At 46.7% G+C, this 25,990-nt stretch carries 27 protein-coding genes; 20 read left to right on the top strand and 7 right to left on the bottom strand.

Annotation, left to right across the window (positions count from 1 at the left end; genetic code table 11):
- Positions 1 to 60: 60 nt before the first annotated feature.
- The 3 genes from gatB to gatC are packed head-to-tail and all read right to left on the bottom strand — an operon-like array spanning position 61 to position 3,327.
- The gene (gatB, locus tag MF542_RS08950; RefSeq protein WP_247018213.1) at positions 61 to 1,545 is read right to left on the bottom strand and encodes an Asp-tRNA(Asn)/Glu-tRNA(Gln) amidotransferase subunit GatB; all 1,485 of its coding nucleotides are present in this window, start codon (positions 1,543 to 1,545) and stop codon (positions 61 to 63) included.
- Between the two features lie 5 nt (positions 1,546 to 1,550).
- Complete coding sequence (gatA, locus tag MF542_RS08945; protein ID WP_247018211.1) at positions 1,551 to 3,026, bottom strand: Asp-tRNA(Asn)/Glu-tRNA(Gln) amidotransferase subunit GatA; 1,476 nt, start codon at positions 3,024 to 3,026, stop codon at positions 1,551 to 1,553.
- Between the two features lie 10 nt (positions 3,027 to 3,036).
- Positions 3,037 to 3,327 carry an Asp-tRNA(Asn)/Glu-tRNA(Gln) amidotransferase subunit GatC gene (gene gatC / locus MF542_RS08940; protein WP_247018209.1) on the bottom strand — a complete coding sequence of 97 codons (291 nt, stop codon included), beginning with the start codon at positions 3,325 to 3,327 and terminating at the stop codon, positions 3,037 to 3,039.
- Between the two features lie 93 nt (positions 3,328 to 3,420).
- Between gatC and MF542_RS08935 the strand changes: the two genes are divergently transcribed.
- From MF542_RS08935 to rnr, 11 genes are all read left to right on the top strand, one after another.
- On the top strand, positions 3,421 to 3,936 hold the full coding sequence (locus tag MF542_RS08935; RefSeq protein ID WP_247018207.1) for a GNAT family N-acetyltransferase: 516 nt from the start codon (positions 3,421 to 3,423) through the stop codon (positions 3,934 to 3,936).
- A 27-nt stretch (positions 3,937 to 3,963) separates the two neighbouring features.
- The gene (locus MF542_RS08930) at positions 3,964 to 5,121 is read left to right on the top strand and encodes a DUF3089 domain-containing protein (protein WP_247018205.1); all 1,158 of its coding nucleotides are present in this window, start codon (positions 3,964 to 3,966) and stop codon (positions 5,119 to 5,121) included.
- Positions 5,122 to 5,131: 10 nt separating this feature from the next.
- Positions 5,132 to 5,590, top strand: a complete 459-nt coding sequence (ruvX, locus tag MF542_RS08925; protein ID WP_247018203.1) for a Holliday junction resolvase RuvX — start codon at positions 5,132 to 5,134, stop codon at positions 5,588 to 5,590.
- Positions 5,587 to 5,934: a winged helix-turn-helix transcriptional regulator gene (locus tag MF542_RS08920; RefSeq protein ID WP_247018201.1), complete on the top strand. Its 348-nt coding sequence runs from the start codon at positions 5,587 to 5,589 to the stop codon at positions 5,932 to 5,934. The genes ruvX and MF542_RS08920 overlap by 4 nt, the downstream gene beginning before the upstream one ends.
- Before the next feature lie 103 nt (positions 5,935 to 6,037).
- The gene (locus tag MF542_RS08915) at positions 6,038 to 7,135 is read left to right on the top strand and encodes a PDZ domain-containing protein (RefSeq protein WP_247018199.1); all 1,098 of its coding nucleotides are present in this window, start codon (positions 6,038 to 6,040) and stop codon (positions 7,133 to 7,135) included.
- Positions 7,136 to 7,235: 100 nt separating this feature from the next.
- Positions 7,236 to 8,213: an aspartate carbamoyltransferase catalytic subunit gene (locus MF542_RS08910; RefSeq protein ID WP_425531251.1), complete on the top strand. Its 978-nt coding sequence runs from the start codon at positions 7,236 to 7,238 to the stop codon at positions 8,211 to 8,213.
- A 1-nt stretch (position 8,214) separates the two neighbouring features.
- Positions 8,215 to 9,459 (top strand): dihydroorotase, encoded by a 1,245-nt coding sequence (pyrC, locus tag MF542_RS08905; RefSeq protein ID WP_247018195.1) that lies wholly within the window; start codon positions 8,215 to 8,217, stop codon positions 9,457 to 9,459.
- Positions 9,460 to 9,463: 4 nt separating this feature from the next.
- Entirely contained in the window at positions 9,464 to 10,054 is a 591-nt protein-coding gene (gene plsY, locus MF542_RS08900) for a glycerol-3-phosphate 1-O-acyltransferase PlsY (RefSeq protein WP_247018193.1), read from the top strand.
- Between the two features lie 64 nt (positions 10,055 to 10,118).
- On the top strand, positions 10,119 to 11,231 hold the full coding sequence (gene dprA, locus MF542_RS08895; RefSeq protein WP_247018191.1) for a DNA-processing protein DprA: 1,113 nt from the start codon (positions 10,119 to 10,121) through the stop codon (positions 11,229 to 11,231).
- 95 nt (positions 11,232 to 11,326) lie between these two features.
- Positions 11,327 to 13,906, top strand: coding sequence for a type I DNA topoisomerase (gene topA, locus MF542_RS08890; protein ID WP_247018188.1), 2,580 nt, complete (start codon positions 11,327 to 11,329; stop codon positions 13,904 to 13,906).
- Between the two features lie 38 nt (positions 13,907 to 13,944).
- Positions 13,945 to 16,218, top strand: coding sequence for a ribonuclease R (gene rnr, locus MF542_RS08885; protein WP_247018186.1), 2,274 nt, complete (start codon positions 13,945 to 13,947; stop codon positions 16,216 to 16,218).
- Positions 16,219 to 16,225: 7 nt separating this feature from the next.
- Here the strand turns inward: rnr and MF542_RS08880 are convergent, their stop codons facing one another.
- Complete coding sequence (locus MF542_RS08880; protein WP_247018184.1) at positions 16,226 to 16,987, bottom strand: Hpt domain-containing protein; 762 nt, start codon at positions 16,985 to 16,987, stop codon at positions 16,226 to 16,228.
- Positions 16,988 to 17,197: 210 nt separating this feature from the next.
- On the opposite strand from MF542_RS08880, the gene rpmG reads away from it, so the two are divergent.
- Both rpmG and MF542_RS08870 read left to right on the top strand, forming a co-directional pair.
- Entirely contained in the window at positions 17,198 to 17,365 is a 168-nt protein-coding gene (gene rpmG / locus MF542_RS08875; protein WP_247018182.1) for a 50S ribosomal protein L33, read from the top strand.
- A 219-nt stretch (positions 17,366 to 17,584) separates the two neighbouring features.
- Positions 17,585 to 18,436, top strand: a complete 852-nt coding sequence (locus tag MF542_RS08870; RefSeq protein WP_281501615.1) for a sulfurtransferase — start codon at positions 17,585 to 17,587, stop codon at positions 18,434 to 18,436.
- A gap of 18 nt (positions 18,437 to 18,454) precedes the next feature.
- Here the strand turns inward: MF542_RS08870 and MF542_RS08865 are convergent, their stop codons facing one another.
- Genes MF542_RS08865 through MF542_RS08855 form a run of 3 tightly spaced genes read right to left on the bottom strand, consistent with a single transcriptional unit; the run spans position 18,455 to position 20,550 of the window.
- The gene (locus MF542_RS08865; RefSeq protein WP_247018178.1) at positions 18,455 to 18,793 is read right to left on the bottom strand and encodes an SdpI family protein; all 339 of its coding nucleotides are present in this window, start codon (positions 18,791 to 18,793) and stop codon (positions 18,455 to 18,457) included.
- A gap of 11 nt (positions 18,794 to 18,804) precedes the next feature.
- Positions 18,805 to 20,178 carry a PleD family two-component system response regulator gene (locus MF542_RS08860; RefSeq protein WP_247018176.1) on the bottom strand — a complete coding sequence of 458 codons (1,374 nt, stop codon included), beginning with the start codon at positions 20,176 to 20,178 and terminating at the stop codon, positions 18,805 to 18,807.
- Positions 20,179 to 20,184: 6 nt separating this feature from the next.
- A complete protein-coding gene (locus MF542_RS08855; protein ID WP_247018174.1) occupies positions 20,185 to 20,550 on the bottom strand; it encodes a response regulator in 366 nt (121 codons plus the stop codon).
- Between the two features lie 193 nt (positions 20,551 to 20,743).
- On the opposite strand from MF542_RS08855, the gene MF542_RS08850 reads away from it, so the two are divergent.
- The 7 genes from MF542_RS08850 (at position 20,744) to MF542_RS08820 (ending at position 25,989) form a co-directional block, all read left to right on the top strand.
- Positions 20,744 to 21,019 carry a DUF3572 domain-containing protein gene (locus MF542_RS08850; RefSeq protein WP_247018172.1) on the top strand — a complete coding sequence of 92 codons (276 nt, stop codon included), beginning with the start codon at positions 20,744 to 20,746 and terminating at the stop codon, positions 21,017 to 21,019.
- 3 nt (positions 21,020 to 21,022) lie between these two features.
- Complete coding sequence (locus tag MF542_RS08845; protein ID WP_247018170.1) at positions 21,023 to 21,655, top strand: hypothetical protein; 633 nt, start codon at positions 21,023 to 21,025, stop codon at positions 21,653 to 21,655.
- Position 21,656: 1 nt separating this feature from the next.
- Positions 21,657 to 22,526 carry an ROK family protein gene (locus MF542_RS08840; RefSeq protein WP_247018168.1) on the top strand — a complete coding sequence of 290 codons (870 nt, stop codon included), beginning with the start codon at positions 21,657 to 21,659 and terminating at the stop codon, positions 22,524 to 22,526.
- Positions 22,527 to 22,530: 4 nt separating this feature from the next.
- Positions 22,531 to 23,847: a DNA polymerase IV gene (locus tag MF542_RS08835; protein WP_247018166.1), complete on the top strand. Its 1,317-nt coding sequence runs from the start codon at positions 22,531 to 22,533 to the stop codon at positions 23,845 to 23,847.
- Positions 23,848 to 23,927: 80 nt separating this feature from the next.
- Complete coding sequence (locus MF542_RS08830; RefSeq protein ID WP_247018164.1) at positions 23,928 to 24,632, top strand: GGDEF domain-containing protein; 705 nt, start codon at positions 23,928 to 23,930, stop codon at positions 24,630 to 24,632.
- 131 nt (positions 24,633 to 24,763) lie between these two features.
- Positions 24,764 to 25,225, top strand: a complete 462-nt coding sequence (locus MF542_RS08825; RefSeq protein WP_247018155.1) for a RidA family protein — start codon at positions 24,764 to 24,766, stop codon at positions 25,223 to 25,225.
- Positions 25,226 to 25,233: 8 nt separating this feature from the next.
- Positions 25,234 to 25,989 carry a glycerophosphodiester phosphodiesterase family protein gene (locus MF542_RS08820; protein ID WP_247018153.1) on the top strand — a complete coding sequence of 252 codons (756 nt, stop codon included), beginning with the start codon at positions 25,234 to 25,236 and terminating at the stop codon, positions 25,987 to 25,989.
- Position 25,990: the final 1 nt, after the last annotated feature.

Here is a 25,990-nt window from a genome sequence, read left to right as displayed (position 1 = left end):
GGCATAAAAAAAGCCGCTGGAATACAGCGGCTTTTTCAATTCTTTAAATTTCAGATAAGACTAGCCATCAAGCTTTGGCTTTAGAAGCTTATTCACAACGCCCGGATTTGCTTTACCGCCAGTTGCTTTCATTACCTGACCAACAAAGAAGCCGATCAGCTTATCTTTACCACCACGGTACTGCTCAACCTGCCCTGGGTTTGCTGCAATCACTTCATCGATGATCTTCTCGATCTCACCAGTATCAGAAACCTGCTTCAGGCCTTTTTCTTCAACAATTGCTTCCGCGTCTTTGCCTGTTTCGAACATTACCTCGAATACGTCCTTAGCGATACGGCCAGAAATTGTGCCATCTTCGATAAGGGCAAGAAGATCAGCGCCTTGAGCTGCTGAGACCGGGCTTTCAGTGATTGTTTTGCTCGCTTTATTCAGCGCACCGAACAGATCACCTGTCAGCCAGTTAGAAGCCTTAACGGCTACTTTGCCAGCATCTTTACCAGCTTTCTTCGCTAGTGCATCAACAAGCACTTCGAAGAAGTCAGCCGATTCTTTTTCAGCAACCAGAACGCCAGCAGTGTAATCATTCAGGCCCAGTTCTTCCATGAAACGGTTTTTCTTCGCGTCTGGAAGCTCAGGCAGACTCTCACGCGCTGCTTCGATGAAATCATCATCAAATTCTACAGGCAAAAGGTCCGGGCAAGGGAAGTAACGGTAATCGTGTGCCTCTTCCTTCGAACGCATAGAACGTGTTTCGCCTTTGTTCGGATCAAACAGGCGTGTTTCTTGATCAACCACACCACCGCTTTCGATAATGTCTACCTGTCGACGTGCTTCAACCTCAATTGCCTGACGTACGAAACGAACAGAGTTGATGTTCTTCAATTCACAGCGTGTACCAAATGGCTCGCCGTGTTTGCGAACAGAAACGTTCACATCGGCACGCATACTGCCCTGCTCCATGTTACCGTCACAGGAACCAATGTAGCGAAGGATTGTGCGAATTTTAGTAACATAAGCCGCCGCTTCTTCAGGGCTGCGCATATCCGGCTTGGATACAATTTCCATAAGTGCAACACCAGAACGGTTCAGGTCAACATACGTGAACTGAGGGTGCTGATCGTGCATGGATTTACCAGCGTCCTGCTCCAGGTGGATACGCTCAACACCGATCTCTTTGGTTTTACCACCTTCAAGATCAACGGTTACAACGCCTTCACCAACGATTGGATGCGAGAACTGAGAAATCTGATAGCCCTGCGGCAAATCAGCATAAAAATAGTTCTTACGGTCAAACTTGGAGAATTTGTTGATCTGCGCACCAAGAGCAATGCCAGAACGCACCGCCTGGCGGATACATTCTTCGTTAATTGTTGGCAGCATACCCGGCATCGCAGCATCTACGAGAGATACCTGTGCGTTTGGCTCAGCACCAAATTCAGTTGCTGCACCAGAGAAAAGCTTCGCGTTTGAAGTTACCTGAGCATGGATTTCGAGGCCAATTACAACTTCAAAATCATCATGAGCGCCTTGAATAATATAAGTCATAGCGCTTACCTCCACCAAACTTTAGGCTCATGGTTGAAGCTTGCCGCTTCTTCCAGAACGCCTGATACTTTTAGAACTGTTTCTTCATCCCAAGGCTTACCAAGCACTTGAAGACCAAGCGGCAGACCACCTTCATCAAGGCCAGCAGGAACACTTGAGCCCGGCAGCCCCGCAAGAGATGCGGGAACCGTGAACACATCGTTCAGATACATTGCTAAAGGATCATCTGATTTCTCACCCGGTGCGAACGCAGCCGACGGAGCCGTTGGAGTAAGGATCGCATCAACAGATTTGAACGCTTCTTTGAAGTCGTTTGAGATCAACTGACGAACCTTCTGAGCTTTCAGATAATAAGCATCATAGTAACCAGCAGAAAGAACGTATGTACCAATCATGATACGGCGTTTCACTTCGTCACCAAAGCCAGCCGCACGTGTTGCTTCATACATATCTTCCAGGCCGCCGCCTTCAACTGTTTCGCGAAGACCGTAGCGAACACCATCATAACGCGCGAGGTTCGAAGAAGCCTCAGCAGGCGCCACAATATAATATGTTGGCAGTGCGTATTTTGTGTGTGGCAGGCTGATATCAACGATTTCAGCGCCAGCAGCTTTCAGCCACTCAATACCTTTTTGCCACAATGCCTCAAGCTCTGAAGACATGCCGTCAAGATAATATTCTTTTGGAATACCAATCTTCATACCGCGGATATCACCCGTAAGGGCCGCTTCAAAGTTTGGTACAGCAACATCAACGCTTGTGCTGTCTTTACTGTCGAAGCCCGAGATCGCCTCAAGCATAATAGCACCATCACGAACATCGCGGGTGATTGTACCTGCTTGGTCAAGCGAGCTTGCGAACGCAACCATACCGTAACGGCTACAGCGGCCGTATGTTGGCTTAATACCGAATGTGCCAGTGAACGCCGCAGGCTGACGGATTGAACCACCCGTATCAGACGCCGTTGCACCCATTGCCGCAAAACCAGCAACAGCAGCCACGGAACCACCAGATGAACCACCTGGTACAGTATCTGTGTCACCGCGACGCCAAGGGTTTTTCACCGGGCCGTAATAACTTGTTTCGTTTGATGAACCCATGGCGAATTCGTCCATGTTCACCTTACCAAGCATAACGGCACCGTTATCCCAAAGCTTTTGGGTTACTGTGCTTTCATACTCTGGCTTGAAACCATCCAGAATTTTTGAACACGCCTGTGTGTGCACGCCTTTGGTCGCGAACAGGTCTTTGATACCTACAGGAATACCTGCCATTGCTGGTGCATCACCCGCTTTGATCATCGCATCAGCTTTATCAGCCTGCTCTAGCGCGATCTCAGGTGTTTTCTCAATATAGGCATTCAGCACATCAGCTTCATCAACAGCTTTAATGTGAGTTTCCGTTAGCTCACGTGCTGTAAGCTCACCTTTGCGTAGCAAATCACGCGCTTCAGCGATTTTAAGTTTATTTAAATCAGTCATCAGGCCAGCCCTACTCAATTACTTTAGGTACAGCAAAGAAGCCGAATTCTGCGCGTGGCGCATTTTTCAGAACGCTTTCCTGCTTGTCGCCGTCATTCACATCATCTGTGCGCCAACGCAGCTTTGCATCAACAACACTCGCCATTGGCTCGATGTTATCTGTATTTACTTCTTCAAGCTGCTCTACCCAACCAAGGATATTGTTAAGCTCACCCGCTAGTGGCTCCAGCTTGTCTTCTTCAATTTTGATGCGCGAAAGACGCGCAATTTTGGCAACAGTTGCCTTGTCAATGTTTGACATGGAAATTCCCTATGAGTAGTCAGGAAAAACGAATAAGATCAAGCGCGGAACTTAGCGCCAGAAACCCATTGGGGCAAGTAGGGAATCACTATAGTGGCAGCAAATATTGAAATTCGTGAAGCTAAGGCCTCTGACGCACGTGCTTTGAACGCATATATTAAGGAAATTTACGGTACTTCTGACCACTTGATTACTCGGCAATCAGAATTTCGAACTGGCGGCTTTAAACAGCGTTTCTGGATTTCCAAGAAAGCTCTACACCCTTCGGAAACATGCCTATTGGCTTTAAGGGATGGTAAAATCATCGGCATGCTTGATAGCTGGACAGATATGCGTGCCCGTGTAAAGCACAGTACAAGCTTCGCTATGTCTGTGAAACAAGGGCACAGAGGGAACGGCATCGGCAAAGCAATCCTCAATCATTTTATTCTTTGGGTAAAAAAACACGAAACGCTTGAGCGTATTGAACTTCACGTGCACAGTGATAATGTTGCAGCGCAACAACTTTATAAAAATCTTGGCTTTGAACTCGAAGGCACACGTCACAAAGTGCTTAGATATGAAGATGGCCGAGTGATTGACGATCATATTATGGCGCTATGGCCGTAACAAAACGGATTATGACGGGGGAAACCGATGGCTAAAACCAAACCAGCCGCGATATTTTTAATTGTGATTGCCGGACTCGTGGTCCTGAGCGCAATTGTAATGATTGCCTTTTCACTCTGGTTTAACAGTAATCCAGAGGCAGCACTAAGAATTGCTTTCACACCATCTCATCCATATGCAGAAGATACCCCTTCCCCGCAGCGCGACTATACACAAGAGGCATCTTGGGCAGCTTTACCAGGAAGTGGCTCCACCGCAACATCCCTTCCCGAAGGTATAGCTCAAATAGCTATGGTGCCTGAAGCAGATGTATTTTTTGTACATCCAACAACCTATCTGCAAAAAGATGCGTGGAACGCTCCTGACGATGCAGAGCTAGCCAATATACGTGTTGATAAACGCTCTATGAAACTACAGGCGAGTGTTTTTAACGGCGCAGGCCAGATTTACGCACCGCGCTATCGTCAAGCAACGTTCGGTGCATTTTTTGATGAAACTGGCGAAGGCTTAAAGGCACTGATGCTAGCTAACCAAGATGTAGTTGCTGCTTTTGATGAATTTATTGCTAATCGCAATAACGATCGCCCCTTCATCCTAGCTGGACATAGCCAAGGCTCTTTACACCTCCTCTACCTTCTTCAGCAACGGATCAGCGGAACTGATCTTCAGAAACGTATGATCGCAGCCTACTTAATCGGATGGCCTGTCAGTATTGAAAATGATCTTGGCGCACTTGCAGATATTAAAGCTTGCGAACGAAAAGCGGAAACTGGTTGTGTAATTTCCTACCAAACCTTTGGCCTTGGCGGCAACCCGGCTGGTTTGCAGAAATATATGGATACGACATTTGGTTTAAATTTCCAGCCACGTAAGGGCACACAAATGTTGTGCACAAACCCGCAGGATTGGCTGATCGGTTCAAACGAAACACGTTCTGCGCACCGCGGTGCGATGGCTCGCAGTGATGATGCTGATGCACCACTCGGCAAACCAGTACCACACTTCACAGGCACACAGTGCGGCAAAGACGGCGTTCTCTATATTGTTGATCTGCCCGGTGAAGCTTGGCAGCAATATAAAATGGATGGTGAAAACTATCATGTTTACGACTATCACATGTTCTATATGAATCTACGTGAAAATGCTGTAGAGCGTGCCCAAGCATGGTTAAAAGCAAACAGATAGGATTTGCTCAGTGAGCAACACAGTTTCCATTTCAGAACTCAAGACGGGGCTTAAACCCCGTCAACGCCTTTTGGGCATGGACCCGGGCAGCAAAACAATCGGCCTCGCCCTTTCGGACCTTACCCTTACAATCGCAACACCACTTGAGATTATCCGCCGCAAACGATTTAAGGATGATGTCGCGCGTCTTAAAGAAATTGTAGAAAAAGAAAACGTAGGCGGTTTTGTTATCGGTTGGCCAGTTAATATGGACGGCTCGCTTGGCCCTCGCTGCCAATCAGTGACTGCTTTCTCAAATAATCTCGCTGAACATTTTGACCTGCCCCAGACCCTTTGGGATGAGCGCCTTTCCACCGCCGCAGTAGAACGCACCCTTTTAGAGGCTGACAGCAGCCGTGCTCGGCGCAAGGAAGTCGTTGATAAGATGGCTGCAGCCTATATTCTCCAAGGAGCTTTGCACGCCCTGTGAGCACGAAGCGAGAAAATATCCCGCTACCGGGCACCCCAGTTAGAGGATCAGACACTGGTCGCTCTATAATGGCAGCCCTTGACCTGCTTGGGCGCCGCTGGACACTTCGCATTTTGTGGGAATTACAGTCAGGGCCTCAAGGGTTTCGGCAATTGCAGAAATCATGCGATAACATGTCCCCGAGTGTATTGGACCGCAGGCTTAAAGAACTTAAAGCAGCTCAAATTCTGGAACAAACCCCTGATACTATGTGGACTATAGCGCCACTTGGACTGGAACTTAGCGAGAAACTACGACCACTCAATGAGTGGTCAAAAAAATGGCAAGCACACCTGAAAAAATAGCCCGCCCGGGTTAAACACTGTCTCGCTCCTAATACTCACCTTTAGTTCAATTGAGAAAGCACCTTTTTTATGAGATACTTACCTATCTTCAAAGGTGGAGTTCATGCGGCATATAATCCTATTATTGGTAGCCTTTTCTCTCTCCCTTCCCCATGCCTCTGCGCAGTCACCACTAAAATCACCTATTAAATTACCCATCATACAGTGTGGTATTTATTTCGTTTTACCTCTCAGCATCCGGTCTAAAACAACAAACACCACCGCAACACTGAACATGCTACTGGATACAGGAGCCTATGAAAGCTTTCTTGACCCAGATGCCTTTGAGCGCATTACCGGGAAAAATGTCAAAAGCCGTACATATACAAAAATATCAAAATCAAGCATCGGTGCCTTCAAGATTGGGCGCAGGTACGTTCATCTAACGGAATTTGACTCAATAGAACTGGTAATGGGAACACGCATAGACGGTATTCTTGGCTTTTCAGTATTTGAGAATACAATGCTAACCCTTGATTACACCAAAGGAGAGATTTTTGTCTCTCGCGGCCATATTTCAGCTCCTAACGGCATTGATATCTTCTCTACTTCAGGCCCGGATGACCGCCCCTGGCTAAATACACGCCTCGGCGATAAAAAGCTGAAATTACTGATGGATACCGCCGCTGGGGAAATGCTTGTTTTATCTAGCTTGAAGAATGTTGACACGCATACATTAGCTGTTCCCGCCACAGTTTCCCAAGGCGTTAACGGCACAGATATTTCTCTCTCCACGAGAGCAAAAGCTAATCTGACCTTCGGAAAACATACTATCAATGAACCTATTGTCTCCGTAATTCCGGGAGAAAACATCTTCTCTGCTCAATTGATGAAAAATTACAGGCTGACTTTTGATACAAAAAACAAAAGAGTTCAGATTACAAACCCATTAGGCATTACGCCAGAAATGCCTTCACAACAAAGAAGCGGGGCTCTCATTGCACCGGTAGATGGAAAACTCCGTATTCTTGAAGTATCACCTTCTTCCCCAGCCGCAGTGGCAGGATTACAGGCCGGTGATACTATTGAATCGATAGACGGAAAAAAACCGGAACGCAGAGGGTGTGATCTTCACTCCATCCCCGAAAACTCTATACTCACTTTCAAGAGAAAAGATGCTGAGTTTACACACACAATGAAACGAGAAATTTTAGTGAAGTAAACTATCCAGTTTCATTTCCTTTAAATATCAAATATCGTCTCTTGCGAGCCAGTATTTTACCTTCTATAAGACGGTTTTAATGAGCACGCAAAACACCAGCATGGCATCCTACCCGCGCGCGGAAATTTCTCCGCCCTCGGGCTCACTTTTTCCGCATAAACATCTTCTTGGCATATGGGGTATGGACCCAACCTCCATCAAACATCTGCTTGATGTTGCAGAAAAATATGTTGATCAAAACAGACAGGCCAAGAAAACCACATCAACATGTGCAGGCCTTACGCAGATCAATCTGTTTTTCGAAAACTCAACACGTACATTGATGAGCTTTGAGATTGCAGGCAAACGCCTAGGTATGGATACCATTTCCATGTCCACGGGCTCTTCCTCTATCAAAAAGGGGGAAACGCTTCTGGATACAGCTGCTACACTGAATGCCATGCATCCAGATGTACTTGTAATGCGCCATGCTGATAGCGGAGCTGTTAAACTCCTGTCGGAGAAAATGGATTGCGCTGTAATTAATGCTGGTGATGGCCGATCAGAACATCCAACACAGGCCTTGTTGGATGCGCTCACTATCCGTCGCCGCAAAGGCCAGATACATGGCCAAACCATTGTGATCTCCGGTGATATTGCTCACAGCCGCGTTGCACGCTCAAACATCTACCTTTTAAATGCCATGGGGGCCCGTGTTCGCCTTATTGCCCCTCCTACTCTCCTCCCAGCAGATGTGGAGCGTCTTGGTGTGGAGGTATATCACCGGATGGATGAAGGTCTTGAAGGGGCCGATGTAGTGATGATGCTTCGCCTACAACAAGAGCGCATGAACGGTGCTTTCCTGCCTTCGCTCAGAGAATATTACCGCTTCTGGGGTCTTACGAAGGAAAAGCTAAGTGTTGCCAAAGATGATGTTCTGGTTATGCATCCCGGCCCAATGAACCGCGGCGTTGAAATTGCCTCTGATGTGGCAGATGATCTTGACCGTTCGGCGATTGAAGAACAGGTCGAAATGGGTGTTGCCGTTCGTATGGCGTGCCTTGATGTACTCACCCGCGGTTTGAGAGGGGATGAATAAGATGGCAACTCTCTATAAGAATGCCCGCCTTATTGATCCGTCAAACGAAACGGATGTCAAAGGCGATCTACTGGTTGAAAACGGGCTAATTGCCGAAATCGGTGAAAACATCACAGCACCTGAAGGCGCAGAGATTGTGGACTGCAAAGGCCGCATTCTCAGCCCTGGCATTATTGATATGCGCTCCCACAGCGTGGATAGCGCAGCAGCTGCAGCTGGGGGTATCACCACCGTAATTCTTCAGCCTAACCAAACAACTCTGATTGATAGCGATGCCGTAGTAGAGCGTATTCGCCGCCGATCAGAAGATGGTAACAGTGTTCGCGTTTACCCAATGGGTGCGGCCACCCAAGGTATGGCTGGCGAGCAAGTAGCTGAAATCGGCCAGATGCAGGAATCTGGCGCAGTTGCTTTTACAGACTGCAATAAAGCTGTGAGCAACCCGCTCGTAATGCGCCGTCTACTTGAATATTCAGGATATTTTGGCGCACTTATTGTGCAGTATGCGCAGGATGATAGCCTCGCAGCAGGTGGTTTTGCTCACGAAGGCGAACTTGCAACTCGCCTCGGTTTGGCTGGCATTCCAGCTGCGGCAGAGGTGATCCAGATTGAACGGGATGCACGCCTCTCAGAACTCACAGGATCACCTGTTCACTTTGCATTGGTTTCATCTCGAGAAGGCGTAGAAGCAGTAAGACGCGCTAAAGCACAAGGGATTAAAATCACCTGTGCAACAGCACCGCACTATCTGATGCTTAACGACAACGCTCTGGAAGGTTACAGAACCTTTGCCAAGGTACTGCCACCTCTGCGCGGTGAAGAAGATAGATTAGCGCTCATTGCAGGACTTGCGGACGGTACAATTGATGTAATGGTAAGCGACCATAACCCAAAGAGTGCTGATGTTAAGCGTCTGCCACTTGGCCAAGCGGCTGCAGGTATTGTAGGTGCAGAAACACTGCTCGCTCTCACGCTTTCTGTTGTTCATTCTGGCAAGGTTGAATTGATGACAGCTTTAAAAGCCCTTATCTCAACCCCTGCCCAACTACTCAAATTGCCTTATGGTACTCTCAAGAAAGGCACACCAGCTGATCTGATGATCTTTGATGCGGAAAAGCCCTGGCGTATTCTTTCGGAAGATTTTAAATCAGTTGCGAAGAACACACCGTTTGATACGGTGCCTGTCCAAGGCCAAGTTTGGCGCACAATTGTTGGCGGTAAAACGCTCTTTAGTCAGGAAGCATAAACTTATGTCAATTGAACTCACGATTGTTCTGGTTGGAAGTTATCTTCTGGGTTCTGTACCTTTCGGACTTGTTTTCACTAAACTTGCTGGCCTTGGTGACATTCGTGAAATGGGGTCAGGCAATATTGGTGCAACAAACGTACTCCGCACAGGTCGGAAAGATTTGGCTCTTGCCACTCTATTTCTTGATGCAGGCAAAGGTGCTATTGCGGTGCTTCTTACGCGTTATCTGGCAGATGAATGGATGGCTGTTTATGCAGGCATGGCTGCCTTTATGGGCCACTGTTTCCCTGTTTATCTAAAGTTCAAGGGCGGTAAAGGCGTTGCGACCTTCATTGGTACTTTGCTGGCTATTTCACCCCTTATGGGGGGTGCAACTGTTGGCGCTTGGTTACTTTCTGCACTCGTTTTCCGCATCTCATCCCTTTCAGCGCTTATCGCTGCGGTTGCCGCACCAATTATAAATTATGTCTTGGTCGGTGGTAACAGCTGGATGCCTATCGCCTTCATGACCGCGATGATCTATTACCGCCATCAGGAAAACATCGGACGTATCTTGAAAGGCGAAGAGCCAAAGATTGGTAAAAAGAAATAATCCTTATGGGTGTATATTAACACCGTATATTGACAGAATTTTAAATGGGGGTCACTGTGCCCCCATGTTTGTAGAAAAAGACGACATAGAGGAAAAGTTTGCCAGACTGAGGCTTATTCGCTCGGATGGCATTGGCCCTGTTTCTTTCTCCAAGCTTCTTGAAGAACATGGCTCAGCTCGAAAAGCTGTTAGTCATCTTTCCACCACAACCAATCGTCTACCAAAGAACTTCAAGCTCGCTTCTGAAGATCAAATAGAAGAAGAACGCCAAAGAACGCTTGATTTCGACGCTGTCTTTATTTTTTTAGGGGAAGAAAGATACCCGGAAACTTTGGCAGCAATACCAGATGCGCCGCCTGTACTCATTATCAAAGGGAAGGAAGCTCTCCTTCATTCAACATCCATTGGCATCGTAGGCGCGCGGAACGCCAGTGCCGCAGGGCAGAAAATAACTTCAAAAATCGCTACAGCTCTTGGCGAGCAAGGCATAACTATCACCTCTGGTCTTGCACGCGGCATCGACACTTCAGCGCACAAAGCCTCTCTTTTAACTGGCACTATTGCCTGTCTTGCTGGCGGGATAGACTTTATATATCCGCCAGAAAATACTGATTTATACAACATGGTCGCCAAGCAAGGGTTACTGGTAACCGAAATGGCGATAGGTACGGAACCTAAAGCAAGACATTTCCCTCGCCGTAACCGTATCATATCAGGGCTATCAACTGGGCTTCTTGTGGTAGAGGCAGCAAAGAAGTCTGGTTCGCTCATCACCGCACGGTTTGCAGCCGAACAAGGGCGTGACGTTTTCGCAGTACCTGGTTCACCGCTTGATCCTCGTGCGCAAGGTACAAATCAATTAATTAAAGACGGCGCCATTCTCACCCAAGGCGCTGATGATATTATTCCGGAATTGGGTCAATCAATCCCCGCGCCTTCGGCATTACCGAAAAGTCGGCCAAAGAGGCCATCTCAAATCCAGCGACCTGTGGCAACCGTACCTAGTGGACCGTTAGTTGAATATTTAAGTCACAGCCCTATTCATATTGATGAGATCGTTAGACTTACAGGAAGAAGTAGCAGTGATCTAATGGCTGAGTTTCTGGTACTGGAATTAAGTGGTGAAATTATTCGCCACGCAGGTGGTAAATACAGCCTCGCAGCCGTGAAAAATTAATAATGTCATTGCAAAACGTGGCCCGACGAACTAGGTGAAAGCAATGATCAGGCAAAAATTTGTAGCCGAACTACAGTCATAGGATACGCGCAGACATGAATGTCGTTATTGTAGAATCGCCGTCAAAGGCTAAAACAATCAACAAATATCTTGGTAAAGATTTCAAAGTCTTAGCCAGCTTTGGTCATGTGCGTGACCTCCCTGCAAAAGATGGTTCGGTGAAGCCCGACGAAGAATTCGCAATGGACTGGGTTGTTGATAAAGACTCAAACAAGCGACTCACTGAAATTGCAAAAGCAGTTAAAGAATCTGACAAACTGTATCTCGCAACTGACCCCGACCGTGAAGGGGAAGCCATTAGCTGGCACGTGCTTGAGGTACTCGCAAAAAAACGCGCCCTTAAAGATGTTGAAGTGAAGCGCGTTGTCTTTAACGAGATTACAAAATCAGCAGTTCTGAAGGCGATTGCCGAACCACGTGAACTGGATCAACAGCTTGTTGATGCATATCTTGCGCGTCGCGCACTTGATTATCTGGTGGGTTTCACACTTTCACCTGTGCTGTGGCGTAAACTGCCTGGTGCTCGTTCAGCGGGCCGTGTGCAGTCAGTTGCTCTCCGTCTCGTTTGTGAGCGAGAGAATGAAATTGAAGCGTTTGTTGAACGCGAATACTGGTCCGTTGAAGCTGACCTCACTGGCGGCGGCAAAGGCTTTGGTAGCCGTCTCTTTGCGCTAAACGGTGAAAAACTTGATAAGTATGCTCTTGCAAACGAAGAAGCTGCGAAAAAGGCAGCAGCCCTTGTAGAAAACACACCGCTAACTGTAGCAGGTGTTGAACGCAAACCGGCGCGCCGTCATCCGCAACCACCATTTACAACATCTACACTTCAGCAGGAAGCTGCCCGTAAACTTGGTTTCCCTGCCGCGAAGACCATGCGTGTTGCCCAGAGCCTTTATGAGGGTAAATCGCTGGGTGGTGAAGTAACTGGTTTGATCACCTACATGCGTACTGATGGCGTTACGATCGCGCAGGAAGCGCTGAATGCAACACGCCAACTGGTAAGCAACCGCTACGGTGATAAGTTCCTGCCCGAAAAGCCACGTGTATATAAAACAAAGGCGAAAAACGCGCAGGAAGCACACGAAGCTATCCGTCCTACAGATCCAATGCGCACACCATCTGATGTAGCTGGAGTTCTGGATGCTGACGAGAAGAAACTATATGAGCTTATCTGGCGCCGTACTGTGGCCAGCCAGATGGAAAGTGCGCAAATGGAGCGCACTACTGTTACTATTCTAAACGCTGACAAATCAGCAGAACTGCGCTCAACAGGTACAGTAATCCAGTTTGAAGGCTTCCTTTCTGTGTATCAGGAAGGTAAGGATGACGAATCTGACGAGAATGAAGCACGCCTCCCGGCTCTGAAGGAAGGCGAAGAAGTAAACCTTGATAAGGTGAACCCGAAACAGCACTTCACTGATCCTCCTCCACGTTTTACTGAGGCAAGCCTCGTTAAAAAAATGGAAGAGCTGGGCATCGGTCGTCCTTCTACTTACGCTTCAATCCTTACAGTACTTCGTGACCGCAGTTATGTGTTCATGGACCGCAACCGTTTCGTGCCGGACGATAAAGGCCGTTTGGTTACAGCGTTCCTTGAGAAATTCTTCCAGCAGTATGTGGAATATGATTTCACAGCGGATCTTGAAGCACAGCTTGACTATGTTTCAGATGGCAAAGAGCAGTGGCAGAAAGTTCTCGAAGCCTTCTGGACAGCCTTCAAACCAAAAACAGAAGAAATTCTTGGCGTTCGCAACGCAGAAGTTATTGATGCGCTTGATGAATACTTGGGCCCAATGCTGTTTGAAAATGACGATGAAGCGCGTAAATGCCCAAGCTGTGACGATGGCCGCCTTGGCCTGAAAACCAGTCGTTTTGGTGCTTTCGTCGGGTGCTCAAACTACCCGGAATGTAAATACACACGCCAATTCGGTTCCAAGAATGCCGAAGGTGAAGAAGGCGGTACACCAGAAAATAAAGTGCTGGGTATCGACCCTGAAACCGGTGGTGAAATTGAAGTAAAAGTTGGTCGCTTCGGTCCCTACATCGAGGTTGGCAGCGACGTTGAGGGTGAAAAACCAAAACGTGCCAGCATTCCGAAAGATATGGATGCAGGCCTTGTAGACCTGGAAAAAGCTTTACAGCTTTTATCCCTTCCTCGCGAAGTGGGGGCGCACCCGGAAACTGGTAAACCTATTACTAGCGCCATTGGTCGTTACGGCCCGTATGTGGCACATGACGGCACCTATGCGAAACTGGAAAGCAGCGAAGATGTCTTTACTGTCGGCCTAAACCGCGCTGTCACACTTATCGCTGAAACAGCGGCGAAAAAAGGTGGCTCTAAAACAGTTCTGAAAGAACTTGGTGAGCACCCTGAGGAAGAAGGCCCAGTACGCGTTCTTGATGGTCGCTACGGCCCATATGTGAACCATAAGCGTGTGAATGCAACGCTGCCAAAAGATACTGATCCACAGTCTGTAACACTTGAGCAAGCTCTTGAATGGTTAGCCGCGAAAGCTGCGAAAAAACCAGCGAAGAAAAAAACTGCTGCCAAGAAAAAGACTACGACAAAGAAAACAACAGCTAAGAAAGCTGCCCCGAAGAAGAAAGCGTCATAAGGCGCTTTCATACCGGGTTATAAAGAAAGAGACCTTAATTGGCTAAAGACCGTACGGGAGAGTTCCCGACAAAAGCACAACTGATTGACTTCATCAAAGGCTATGAAGGCAAGGTTACAAAGCGCGAGGTTGCTCGCGCTTTTGGCATTAGAGGCCAGGAAAAAATTATGCTGAAGCAAGTTCTGAGAGAACTTGTTGAAGAAGGCCATATTGCCAAAGATACACAGCGTGCCCTAAGGCCTGCAAATCGTCTGCCCGGCGTACAAGTTATTGAATTCGCAGGTCTTGATAAGCATGGTGATCCTCTCGGAAAACTCGAAAACTATCAAGGTGATGGCCCTCCCCCCACTATCTATATTCAGGAAGGTCGACGTAAAAAGACGCCTGCAATGGGTAAAGGCGACCGCGCCCTTGTTCATCTAATTCCTGTGAAAGATGATCCACCAATTTACCGCGCTAAAGTAATTAAAACGCTGCGCGCTGCCCCTTCTGGCATCCTCGGTGTATTCAAGGGGAATGAAAATGGTGGTCGAATTCACCCAGTAAACAAGAAAGACCGTGATGAATATTGGGTTGACCGCGAAGATACTCGCGGCGCTGCAGACGGCGAACTTGTAACCGCTGAATTCATCAGAAGCAGCAACCGCCGCAAACTAGGCCCTCGTCGTGCGCGCATTAAAGAACGTTTAGGTGATGTAGCCGCTGCAAAATCCATTAGCATGATCGCTATTCATGCCCACGATATTCCGTATGAATTTCCGCAGCATGTAACCAAAGCGGCTGACCGCGCGAAGCCTGTTGACCTTGGCAACCGTACAGATTTAAGAAACGTGCCGCTTATCACAATTGACCCCGCTGACGCACGCGATCATGACGATGCCATCTGGGCGGAGGAAGATCCTGATCCTGCTAATCCAGGCGGTTGGCATGCGATCGTAGCAATCGCTGACGTTGCCCATTATGTGCAGCCTGATAGCCCGCTGGATAAAGAAGCACTTCGCCGCGGTAACAGCTGTTATTTCCCGGATCGTGTGGTCCCAATGTTGCCTGAAGTACTTTCAGCCGGCCTTTGTAGCTTGCAGCCGGGAAAAGAGCGCGCCTGTATGGCCGTTCATATGTGGTTCGATAAAAACGGCAAGAAGCTTCGCCACCAGTTTGTACGCGGCTTGATGAAAAGCCATGCCAACATTAATTACCAGCAAGCCCAACGTGCGCTGGACGGCATGCCTGATGAAATGACCGAGCCACTACTGGAGTCCGTGCTAAAGCCGCTCTACGGTACTTTCAAAGCCCTTATGAGTGCTCGCGAAAAACGTGATCCGCTTGAGCTTGATATGCCTGAGCGCCGTATCCAACTGGATGATTTGGGACAGGTAAAAGGTATTGCGCTTAGAGAACGGCTAGACACCCACCGCCTAGTGGAAGAATTTATGGTAACAGCCAATGTATGTGCGGCTGAAACCCTCGAAGATAAAAACGTTCCAGCCATGTACCGCGTGCATGAAGAACCATCAATGGATAAGCTTGATAGCCTGCGGGAATTCCTTGCATCGCTGAAGATGAAGCTCGCCAAGGGTGCCGTGATGATGCCGCGTCTGTTTAACGGCATTCTTAATCAGGTAAAAGATGGGCCTTATGAGCAGATGGTGAACCAAGTAGTGCTCAGAAGCCAGACACAGGCTTACTATAGCCCAGAGAACCTTGGGCACTTTGGCCTTGCTCTTAGACGCTACGCACACTTCACCTCCCCTATCCGTAGGTATTCAGACCTGATCGTGCACCGTGGGCTCGTGAAAGCCCTTAAACTGGGCGATGACGGCCTTACAGAACGTGAGATGCTGGATATGGGATCAATCGGTGAGCAGATTTCTGGCACTGAACGACGAGCTATGGCAGCTGAACGCGATTCGACTGACCGTTATATGGCTTCATACCTTTCTGATCATATTGGTGATGAATTCATCGGCCGCGTAACAGGTGTAACTCGCTTTGGCCTATTCGTAGAACTAGAGCCTTCCGGCGGCGATGGCCTAATTCCAATCTCAGAGATCGGCAACGATTATTACGTACTTGATGAAGATCAACACAAATTGGTTGGTGAACGTTACGGACAGGAATTCAAGCTGGGTGACAAGCTTGATGTACGTCTCACAGAAGCAAACCAGTTCACCGGCGGTTTAAAACTTGAGCTGGTAACTGAAGGCGATGCAGGTTCTGTATCTGGTAAACCACGCCGTAACAGCAAAGAACGCATCAAAAACCAAAAAAGGCGCCACAGCCGTAGCCGCAACGCCCCTAGAAAGAAGAAATAGGTATTCTTTAGAGAATACCCAGTTGTACAAACACATCAGCCACATCATCCGCGAAATTTGATCCTTTCCGGAGCACAGGAACAGATTTCGGCAAGCCAGTTAGTTTGCCGTCATCTGTTGCCAAAAGCGCAACAGGGATATTCTTCGTTGTTGGCATAGCCTTCAGAGCCGCCGCCAAATCAACACCTGTCAGTTCAGGCATATGGCGAGAAATGATCACTGCATCTGGCTTCATAGAAGGAATCAACTGAATAGCATCCATAGTGGTTGCAACATTCACCATACGGTAACCACATTCAAGAAGTTCACGAGTTACAATTTTGGTTGCAGTACCTGGCGCCATAACAAGCATCACTTCGATTTCAGAGACAATGATATCTCCTACCTCAAAGCCGCCTTTATTGGGAAGCTGACGCACCATTTTAGAAACATCATATTCTTTACCCGCAATAAAGGCTTCTAAACATTCAGCCATGCGATCAGCAAAAAATTGAATATCACTAACATTAGATTCGGTAAGTTCTGTCAGGTTAAAGAAATAATCTTCAAACCGGTGACACATCACCTTAAGCGCTTTCATTTCAAAGCTAGATGCCACAGACTTCAGAGAATGTGCTTCTAGGCGAATAGTCGCCAACGCTTGCCTGCCTTCAAGGGTACCGTCAAGAATTCCCTTTAAAGCATCATGAATATTTTGGAGTCGATCTTCGACGGTATCGATTGCCTCATTCTTGAGTTCTTCAAGCAGATCGTTTTCCAACCCGGACATAAGCCTTCCTCACAACTAAAAAATTTCTACTTCTATTCGCACAAAAATAGTTACTTGTTCGTTAGTATCCTGAAATAGTTTTAAAAGAATACATAAAAATGATGTGCTTTGATAAACAAAGCTTGACTTCTGCCCCGCTGTGGGTATTTTGCGCCCTCACACAGGCTGCATTGTGCGGCCGGGAATAACTGTTTTCTTGGAGTTAATCAGATGGCAAAGCCGTCCAGCATCAAGATCAAGCTTGTTAGCACTGCTGACACAGGCTACTTCTACGTAACTAAAAAGAACCCTCGTACAATGACCGAGAAAATGGTTAAGCGTAAGTACGACCCGGTTGTACGTAAGCACGTAGAGTTTAAGGAAGCTAAGATTAAGTAATCTTGGATTCTATGAGATCTAAAGAAACGCCGCGCCTAACTGGCTGCGGCGTTTTTTTTTGCATATTTGCCATCTCTTATTCTCTTTAAATCTGGCTGTACCATTTCCTTCAATTTAACTTCACAATGAATCTACCTACTGATAGATAGTTTTTCTTGTTTCTCAAAAGTCCCGAACATAAGTTCAGAGGCCAATATCTAATTAACATGGAATAAACTGATGATCGCACCCAATATCCTAATTGAGCCTAAAGAACTCGCCTGCTTCATGGCAAAAGATAATATCGCTATTGTGGATACGCGTTCAAAAGAAGCTTTTGAAGCAGCTCATATAAAGGGTGCTGTCAACATACCAGATATCTTCACCTATCTAGCCTCATCCGATAAAACTGGCATAAGCGCCATGCGGAAATTTCTGGCTAAGAAATTTGGAGACGCTGGTATAAATAACAAAAAAACAGTGGTCTTTTACGAACAGGATATGCGGAGTGGATTTGGCCAATCATGCAGAGGCCATTTCATCCTTTCCTACTTGGGAAACGATAATTCCCATGTGCTGCATGGAGGCTTGGATGCGTGGGTTTCCAATGGATACTCGGTGACAGAATTTATCACAAAAATTACACCCGCAAATTTCGAATTATCTGAAGCTGGCAAAAGCCTTATCGTGGACAAATATGATGTACTTTCATCACTCAATCAAAATATGGTAACACTTCTTGATGTAAGGGATGTCGATGAATGGATTGGTGAAAGCAGTTCACCATACGGGAAGGACTTTTCCCCCAGAAAAGGCCGTATACCAGGCGCAAAGTGGCTTGAATGGTATCGAATGATGAAACCAGATGGTTCAATAAAGTCCCCAAATGAAGTAAGAGCAGAATGTCTTAATGCTGGAATAGATTTTTCAAAACCTATTTGGTTATATTGCTTTAAGGGGTCCCGCACCTCAAATACCTATGTTGCGCTGAAGCAAGCGGGTTTCAAGAATATTGCTACATATTTTGGGTCTTGGAATGAATGGTCACAAGATCAAAGACTACCTATAGAAACAGGCATGCCTGAAAGATAGGAAACTAAACTTTAAAACTTAATACGCTTGATCCTCAACAGAGAGGCTTATCATAAACAAGATACCAAAACTAACGAGAGCATAGAGGCTTTTTTGAGTTTTCGTCTTGTTCAAATATTTCATCAAACCAAGACTGAGTATAATTGAAAGTACTGAACTAATAGCTATCGCAACACCTGCGCGAAAATTTATAGCGTACCACGCTTCTTCAGAAGAGAGTGAAACCGCGGTACGAACACCAATCGCGCCATTAGGAGGTACGATCTCTAAAATCATTGGAAGTGCTGTGAACACCATTAAAGTGGGCAGGACAAAAACCATCCAAAATAATAGCTTTTCAGCTGCTTCATTATTCAAGGCTTTTCCTATTATGCGCCTGCAATAATTACACGGTTACGGCCAGCTTCCTTCGCTGCGTAAAGAGCTTTATCCGCTTCTTCCAGAAGCTGGGATGGTGACTGCCCTTCTTTATTTGATGCCACACCAATGGATACAGAAATATTGATAGGACCTTCAGCCAAGCCAACCTCAAATGGGTTATCACACACTTCCTGACGAAGGCGATCACCAATCATATAGGCCCAATCTGTTGGTGTTTCAGGCATCATCACAACAAATTCCTCACCGCCATAACGTGCTGCCAGATCAACACCACGGATATTTTTCGCGATACGGTTTGCAAATTCTTTGAGAACAATATCCCCAACAGCGTGCCCATAGGTATCGTTCACCTTTTTAAAGTGATCAATATCCATCATAAGCACTGAAAGCTGCTTACCGCTGCTGTGAGCAGCTGCAAGACGGGTATCCATGTGGCTTGTAAGATAATGACGGTTATAAAGCCCTGTCACCGCATCTGTTGTCGCAAGCTGCATGGATAAATGGAAGTTTTCCCAAAGTTTGTCTGCATAGCGTTTGCGTTTCAACTGAGTTTTGACCCGCGCAAGAAACTCAAGACGATCAACCGGACGCACCACATAGTCGTTCACACCCATTTCAAGTGCACGAACCAGCAACTTGGTATTGCCGTCATCCACCATTACCAGAATCGGCACATGGCGTGTTTCTTCAAAAGACCTGAGTTTAGAACATACACGCAAGCCATCTGTATTGCGCATAGTGAGAGATACAATAATCAGGTCAAAATTCTTTTCACGAGCACGTTCAGCGGCATCATCACCGCCAGCGATGAACGTCAACTCACCAACCCCTTCGAGAGCACGTGCGATGCGTTCCATTACACGTTCTTGCTCATCAACGATCAGGATATTGCCGTCCGTTGGTACTTCGAAATCAAGCGGAGCATCTTCTTCGTTTTCCCAGCCCATATTCGCACCAGTTGCTTCCCGGTTGCGGAGTTCATCCATCATAACTTTAAGCCGGACGAGAGAGCGAACACGTGCAAAAAGCGCTAAATCCTGTACAGGCTTGGTAAGAAAATCATCAGCGCCTGCTTCAAGACCCGCAACACGATCAGAAGGCTGATCAAGTGCTGTTACCATAACAACAGGGATATGAGCTGTGCTTGGATCTGTTTTAATACGGCGACATACTTCAAAGCCGTCCATACCAGGCATCATAACATCGAGAAGAATAATATCCGGGTGCTCGCGCCCAATTACATCCAGCGCTTCAGGGCCACTGAATGCGGTGAGTACGTCAAAATACTCACTCGTGAGTTTCGCTTCTAAAAGCTTTACATTTGGTGGAACATCGTCAACCACCAGCACCCGTGCTGTCATGGAGGATTACCCTGCGAACTGCTTTACTGTTTCCAAAAAGTGGCCAACTGAAATTGGCTTCGCGATATAAGCTTCACAGCCGCCTTCGCGAATTTTCTCTTCATCACCCTTCATAGCGAAGGCTGTAACAGCTACAACAGGAATCTTACGCAGGTCTTCATCCTCTTTCAGCCATTTGGTAACTTCCAATCCAGAAACCTCTGGTAACTGAATGTCCATTAAAATCAGATCAGGCTCATGTTCACGCGCTAGTTCAAGCGCAGCCATACCATCTCTTGTCTGAATAGTTTCATATTCATGTGCTTCAAGAAGGTCGCAGAACAACTTCATATTCAGTTCGTTGTCTTCAACTATCAGGATCTTTTTTCCCATCGCGATTTCTGGCCCTTCGTAAGGTGCTAGTAATACTATAATTTAAATAATAGTCGTGGTTTAGTGGAAAACACAAGCCCGACTAGGGTGTTAAATACTGTTTTTTGCATTTTAATGTTAACACTCCCTAAATAAATCGATTATCTATCTCTAATTATTACGGAATACACCAACATCAAGCAGGTTTTCTCTCATGTCACCCGATTTTGCATCAGAAATCGCCTTTAAGGCAATTGGATTTATTGTAGGTGATGACACGCTCAGAGATAGATTCTTGGCACTGAGTGGTCTTTCACCAGATGAGATACGTGCCAATCTCGCTGAAGTGGATTTTCAAGCCAGTATTCTTGATTTTTTGATTTCAAACGAGCCTGATCTAATTTCATTTGCTGAAGAAACCGGTGAAAAACCAGAGAATATTGTACATGCCTGGCGCGCCCTTGGCGGCGGCGTAGGCCAAGAATGGTGATATATGGAAACGCTTCTACAAACCTTAAACTCAGAGCACCCCATCCTGCTGCTGGATGCAGATGAAGTTCTCCTGAAATTTGTAGAAACACTTGAAGGCCACATGCTTAACCATGGCTTTGAACTTCGGCTCACCAGTTTTCAAATATCCGGGAACGTTTACCACAAAGCCACAAATAAGCTCGCAGACCCTCTTCAGGTAAAAAAGCTAATCGGCAGTTTCTTTGATGAATGCGTTGATCATGTACCGGTGGTAGATGGTGCCGTAGACGCTATTGCGGAGCTTTCAGAACATTTTCAGGTAGCAGTGCTTACAAACGTACCTTCACATTGTCGCGAGCGACGTGAAAACAGCCTTCGAGAACAAGGTATTCACTGCCCAGTAATCTCAAACAAGGGTGATAAAGGCGCTGCGGTAAAACGTTTTACGGATTTTACATCTGGCCGCACGGTATTTGTTGATGACCTCCCGCCGCAGCATGCATCGGTGGCGGAACTAAGTCCTGACACCCACAGGGTGCATTTTGTGGCGGATAAGCGTCTTCGTGCTATGATCCCACAAACTGAATATAGCCATGCGCGTATTGATACGTGGCCGGAGCTAACACATTATTTAAAAGACCTGCTAAAGGCATGATATGAAGATTGGTATAGATCTAGGTGGTACTAAGGTTGAAGCTGTTGGCTTATATGCCAATGGAAATGAGACAAAACGAATTCGGAAAACCACTCCTCAAGGCCTATACCACGAAACAGTTCACACGGTGGTTCAGCTTATCAACGAACTGGAAGCCCTTGAAGGAGCGGCTGAAAGTGTTGGTATTTGTACCCCCGGTTCAATTTCTCCATTCACAGGTGTTATGCAAAACTGCAATTCAACGTGCCTGAATGGAAAGAACCTGAAAACTGATATCGAGCAAGGCCTGAAACGAAGCATAAAAATGGCCAATGATGCTGATTGCCTGACTTTATCTGAGGCAACTGACGGCGCAGCAGCAGGTGCAGCAACCGTTTTCGGTGCCATTCTAGGCACCGGCGTAGGTGCTGGCTATGTAGCGCACAACAACCTGATAACAGGTCCAAATGCTCTTACGGGTGAATGGGGCCATAATCCCCTTCCCTACCAGGTTACTACTGACAGAAACTGCTATTGCGGCAGAATAAACTGCATCGAAAACTGGGTTTCAGGCCCCGGTATCAGCCAAAGCTTTGAAACTGAAACAGGCAAACATATCAGCGCGGAAGAAATAGCAAATATGCAAACGCCAGAAGCTCAAGCAACGATCGATCTGTTTATTGAACAGCTTGCAGCCTCTCTTGGTACAGTAATTAATACGCTTGATCCCGAAGTGATTGTGTTTGGTGGTGGTCTATCAAATATAAAGCAAATCTATCAGAAATTGCCGAAACGCATCACTAATTATATTATGCCAAACGCATGTAACACGCAGTTTATTCAAGCTAAACATGGTTGCTCAAGCGGTATTCGCGGCGCTGCCAGACTTTAACCTTATGACTGATTCTGAAGAAACCATTTTCAGTTTATGTCGTAGTTGCCTTCATACTTTTGAAGGCAAAGGGCATTGCCCTGCCTGTAAGAAAACTCGTATCATTTCACATGCAGAATTACTGGATCTCAGTATAGCTCATATTGATTGTGATGCATTTTATGCGTCTGTCGAAAAACGCGATAACCCTGAATATGCGACCAAACCCCTTATCATTGGCGGCAGTTCAAACCGGGGTGTAGTTTCAACAGCATGCTATATTGCCCGTATGTCTGGCGTTCGCTCCGCTATGCCAATCTACAAAGCTAAAAAATTATGCCCAGATGCACTTTTTGTAAGCCCACGAATGAAACGTTACGGCGAGGTAGGCAGGCAAATTCGTGAGAAAATGAAAGAACTTACACCGCTTGTTGAACCACTTTCCATTGATGAAGCATTCCTTGATCTTACAGGCACTGAAAAACTACACGGGGCAAAACCGGCCGTGCTTCTCGCCAAGTTTGCCAACGAAGTTGAAAAAGAAATCGGGATTACAGTTTCAGTAGGACTTGCTCCAAATAAATTCCTCGCCAAACTAGCATCTGATATGGATAAACCTCGCGGTTTTACTGTTATAGGGGATAGTGAAAAAGAAGAACTTCTCGGAAAGCTACCGATAACCGCGATCTACGGTATTGGAAAGCAGTCAGCTAAAAACTTAGCCAAAGATGGTTTCACCCACATTTGCCAATTACAAGAGCAGAGCCAAAGCTCTCTTGCCCGTCGGTACGGCGAAACGGGGATGCGGCTCTATAATCTATCGCGCGGCATTGATAACCGAAAAGTTCAGCCACAAAGCGGTGCTAAAAGTGTATCTGCCGAACGCACACTCAGCAGAGATCTGGCGGATTACCCTTCCCTTGAAGAAAAACTCTGGGATATTAGTGAAACAGTATCAAGTGATCTGAAACGGAAAGAACTGGCGGGCTCAACCGTTACACTCAAGCTGAAAACCAGCATGCACCGCATTATCACGCGCTCCCGCACCTTAGACGCCCCCACTCAAATGGCTGGAACCATCTTTGAAGTGAGCCAAAGCCTTTTAAAGCCTTTAATTGACGGAACTCCATACCGGCTTATTGGTATCGGAATGAGTCATTTCCGCCCTCTGATCGAAGCAGATCAACCAGATTTGATTGAACCGGAACGCACCAAGCGAACCAACGCTGAACGAGCAATGGATAAGCTTAAAGGGAAATTTGGCACGGCAGCAATTTCCAAAGGGCGTAACTTTCAATCGGCAACATCTTCCCAGCAGAAAAAAGACACCAAAAAACCCTGATTAATCAAGGCACTAAACTGCACCACCTGTGGCATAACACTTGCTTATAAAAAAGCGTGTAGAACCGTGAGGAGGTTAGTGTGATTGAACAATCAAAAGAAAAACTGTCAGAACGCGCTGAAATTAACCCTTATATCAGCACGCTTGCTGGCAAACTTATGAAAAATGCTGCCAACGCAAACGTTAAGTTTGATAGCGATGGCTGGCAATTGATTACGGAAGTTCTAAGTTATGCGGCTACCGCTGAACAGCGCATGGCAGAACAGGAAAGCCGTATCAATTATCTAGAACAGCTTTCTGTAACCGATGAACTAACTGGCATTCCGAACCGCAGAGGCCTTCGCGCTGCACTTGGTCGTGCGCTCTCATCAGCTGCACGCCATAGTGAATCAGGTGTTCTCGGGTTTATTGATCTCGACGGTTTCAAAGCCATCAACGACGAATATGGTCACAGCGCAGGTGACCTGCTGCTACGCCGCGTGGCTAAATTACTGACAAAACTTATTCGCCCCGTAGATATTGTAGCCAGAATTTCAGGTGATGAATTCGCAATCATTCTAACGCGCTGTTCGGAAGATCAAGGCCGCAAGCGACTTCGTGCCATCCAGCGCGCCGTAAATGAACTCACCATCGAATTCGCCGATACAAAAATCCCGGCAAAATGCTCCCTTGGCATTCAACCATTCAATGGCGCCACTGATCCTGCAGAACTTATCGAAGCAGCTGATATGGCGATGTATAACGACAAACAAACTCGCCGCGGGAAACACCTGCGCACGGCATAAAAGATTAACCTCATCAGTTCACACAAAAGGAGCTTCTGTTTGAAGCTCCTTTTTTATTGTCTGTAGACATTTGTACGGCAATATCTAATATAGTTACCAAATTATTAATCGATCTGTTTTGGAGTTGGATCATGAGTGTTGAAGCAAATCTAAAAGAACTTGGTATTGATATTCCAACGCCTGTGGCTCCGGTAGCAAATTACTTACCATTTATTGTTACGGGTAACCTGGTAAGTGTTTCAGGCCAAATACCAATGCAGGACGGTAAACTCGCTTTTGAAGGAAAAGTGGGTGATACAGTTTCAGAAGAAGATGCCTGTGCGGCCGCAAAACTATGTGGCCTGAACATTATTGCACAACTGAAGGCAGCCACGAACGGTGATCTAAACCGTGTTAAGCGTATTGTTAAACTTGGGGGTTTCGTGAACTGCGTTGACGGTTTTGGCAATCAGCCAAAAGTAATCAATGCAGCCAGTGATCTAATGGTAGCAGTATTTGGTGATAAGGGTCGTCATAGCCGTTCAGCGGTTGGCACAAACGCCCTGCCCCTGAATGTTCCAGTAGAAATTGATGCACTTGTTGAAATTGAATAGCAGGATTTATGGCAGCAAAAGCTCCTAAGCGAAGTTTTCCTTGGATAACCGATCTCGATATTGCCCACCGTGGTTTGTTTACCACGGGGAGTGAACGAGAAGAAAACTCTTTGGCAGCGGTTCAGGCCGCTGTTGAAGCAGGATACGCAGTTGAAATAGATGTCAGAGCCACCGTTGACAATATCGTAGTGGTTTTTCATGACGCCACCTTGGAACGTTTGACAGAAGGTAAAGGCTCTGTTGATCAGTGGGGTTTCCAGCAACTGAAAAAATATACAGTCGGCAACACGGGGCTACCGATGCCAAGCCTTGCCGATGTGCTTGATCTGGTTGATGGTCGTGTCCCAATTTTTATTGAGATCAAATCGCCTGAACACGATGATATTCAAAAAGTATGCGCTGGTGTACGCCACTGCTTTGAAGGCTATGCTGGCCCAGTCGCTGTTATGAGCTTTGATCCTCGCATCGTGCGGTGGTTCAGGCAGTATATGCCTAAATATGCTCGTGGTTTGGTGGTTGGCAGAGAAATGCTTCTAAACTGGAAAGCCCGCCTAATGTGGCCATTTGTCCTCAGGAAAACCAAACCTGACTTTATCGCCTGCGATATTAATCTTATGCCTAACAGCGCCTGCGAGCGCTGGAGAAAAACAGGCAAACCACTGCTAACATGGACCGTAAGAACAGATATGCAGGAAAAAGTTGGACGCGAGCATGCAGATGCCTTAATTTTTGAAGCTCCTGCTGTTATTGGTGATCAATCATAAG

It is taken from the genome of Kordiimonas laminariae, assembly GCF_023008165.1.
GTDB lineage: Bacteria > Pseudomonadota > Alphaproteobacteria > Sphingomonadales > Kordiimonadaceae > Kordiimonas > Kordiimonas laminariae.
Note: the sequence above shows the minus strand (reverse complement) of the source record. Positions and strands in the feature narration are given on the sequence as shown.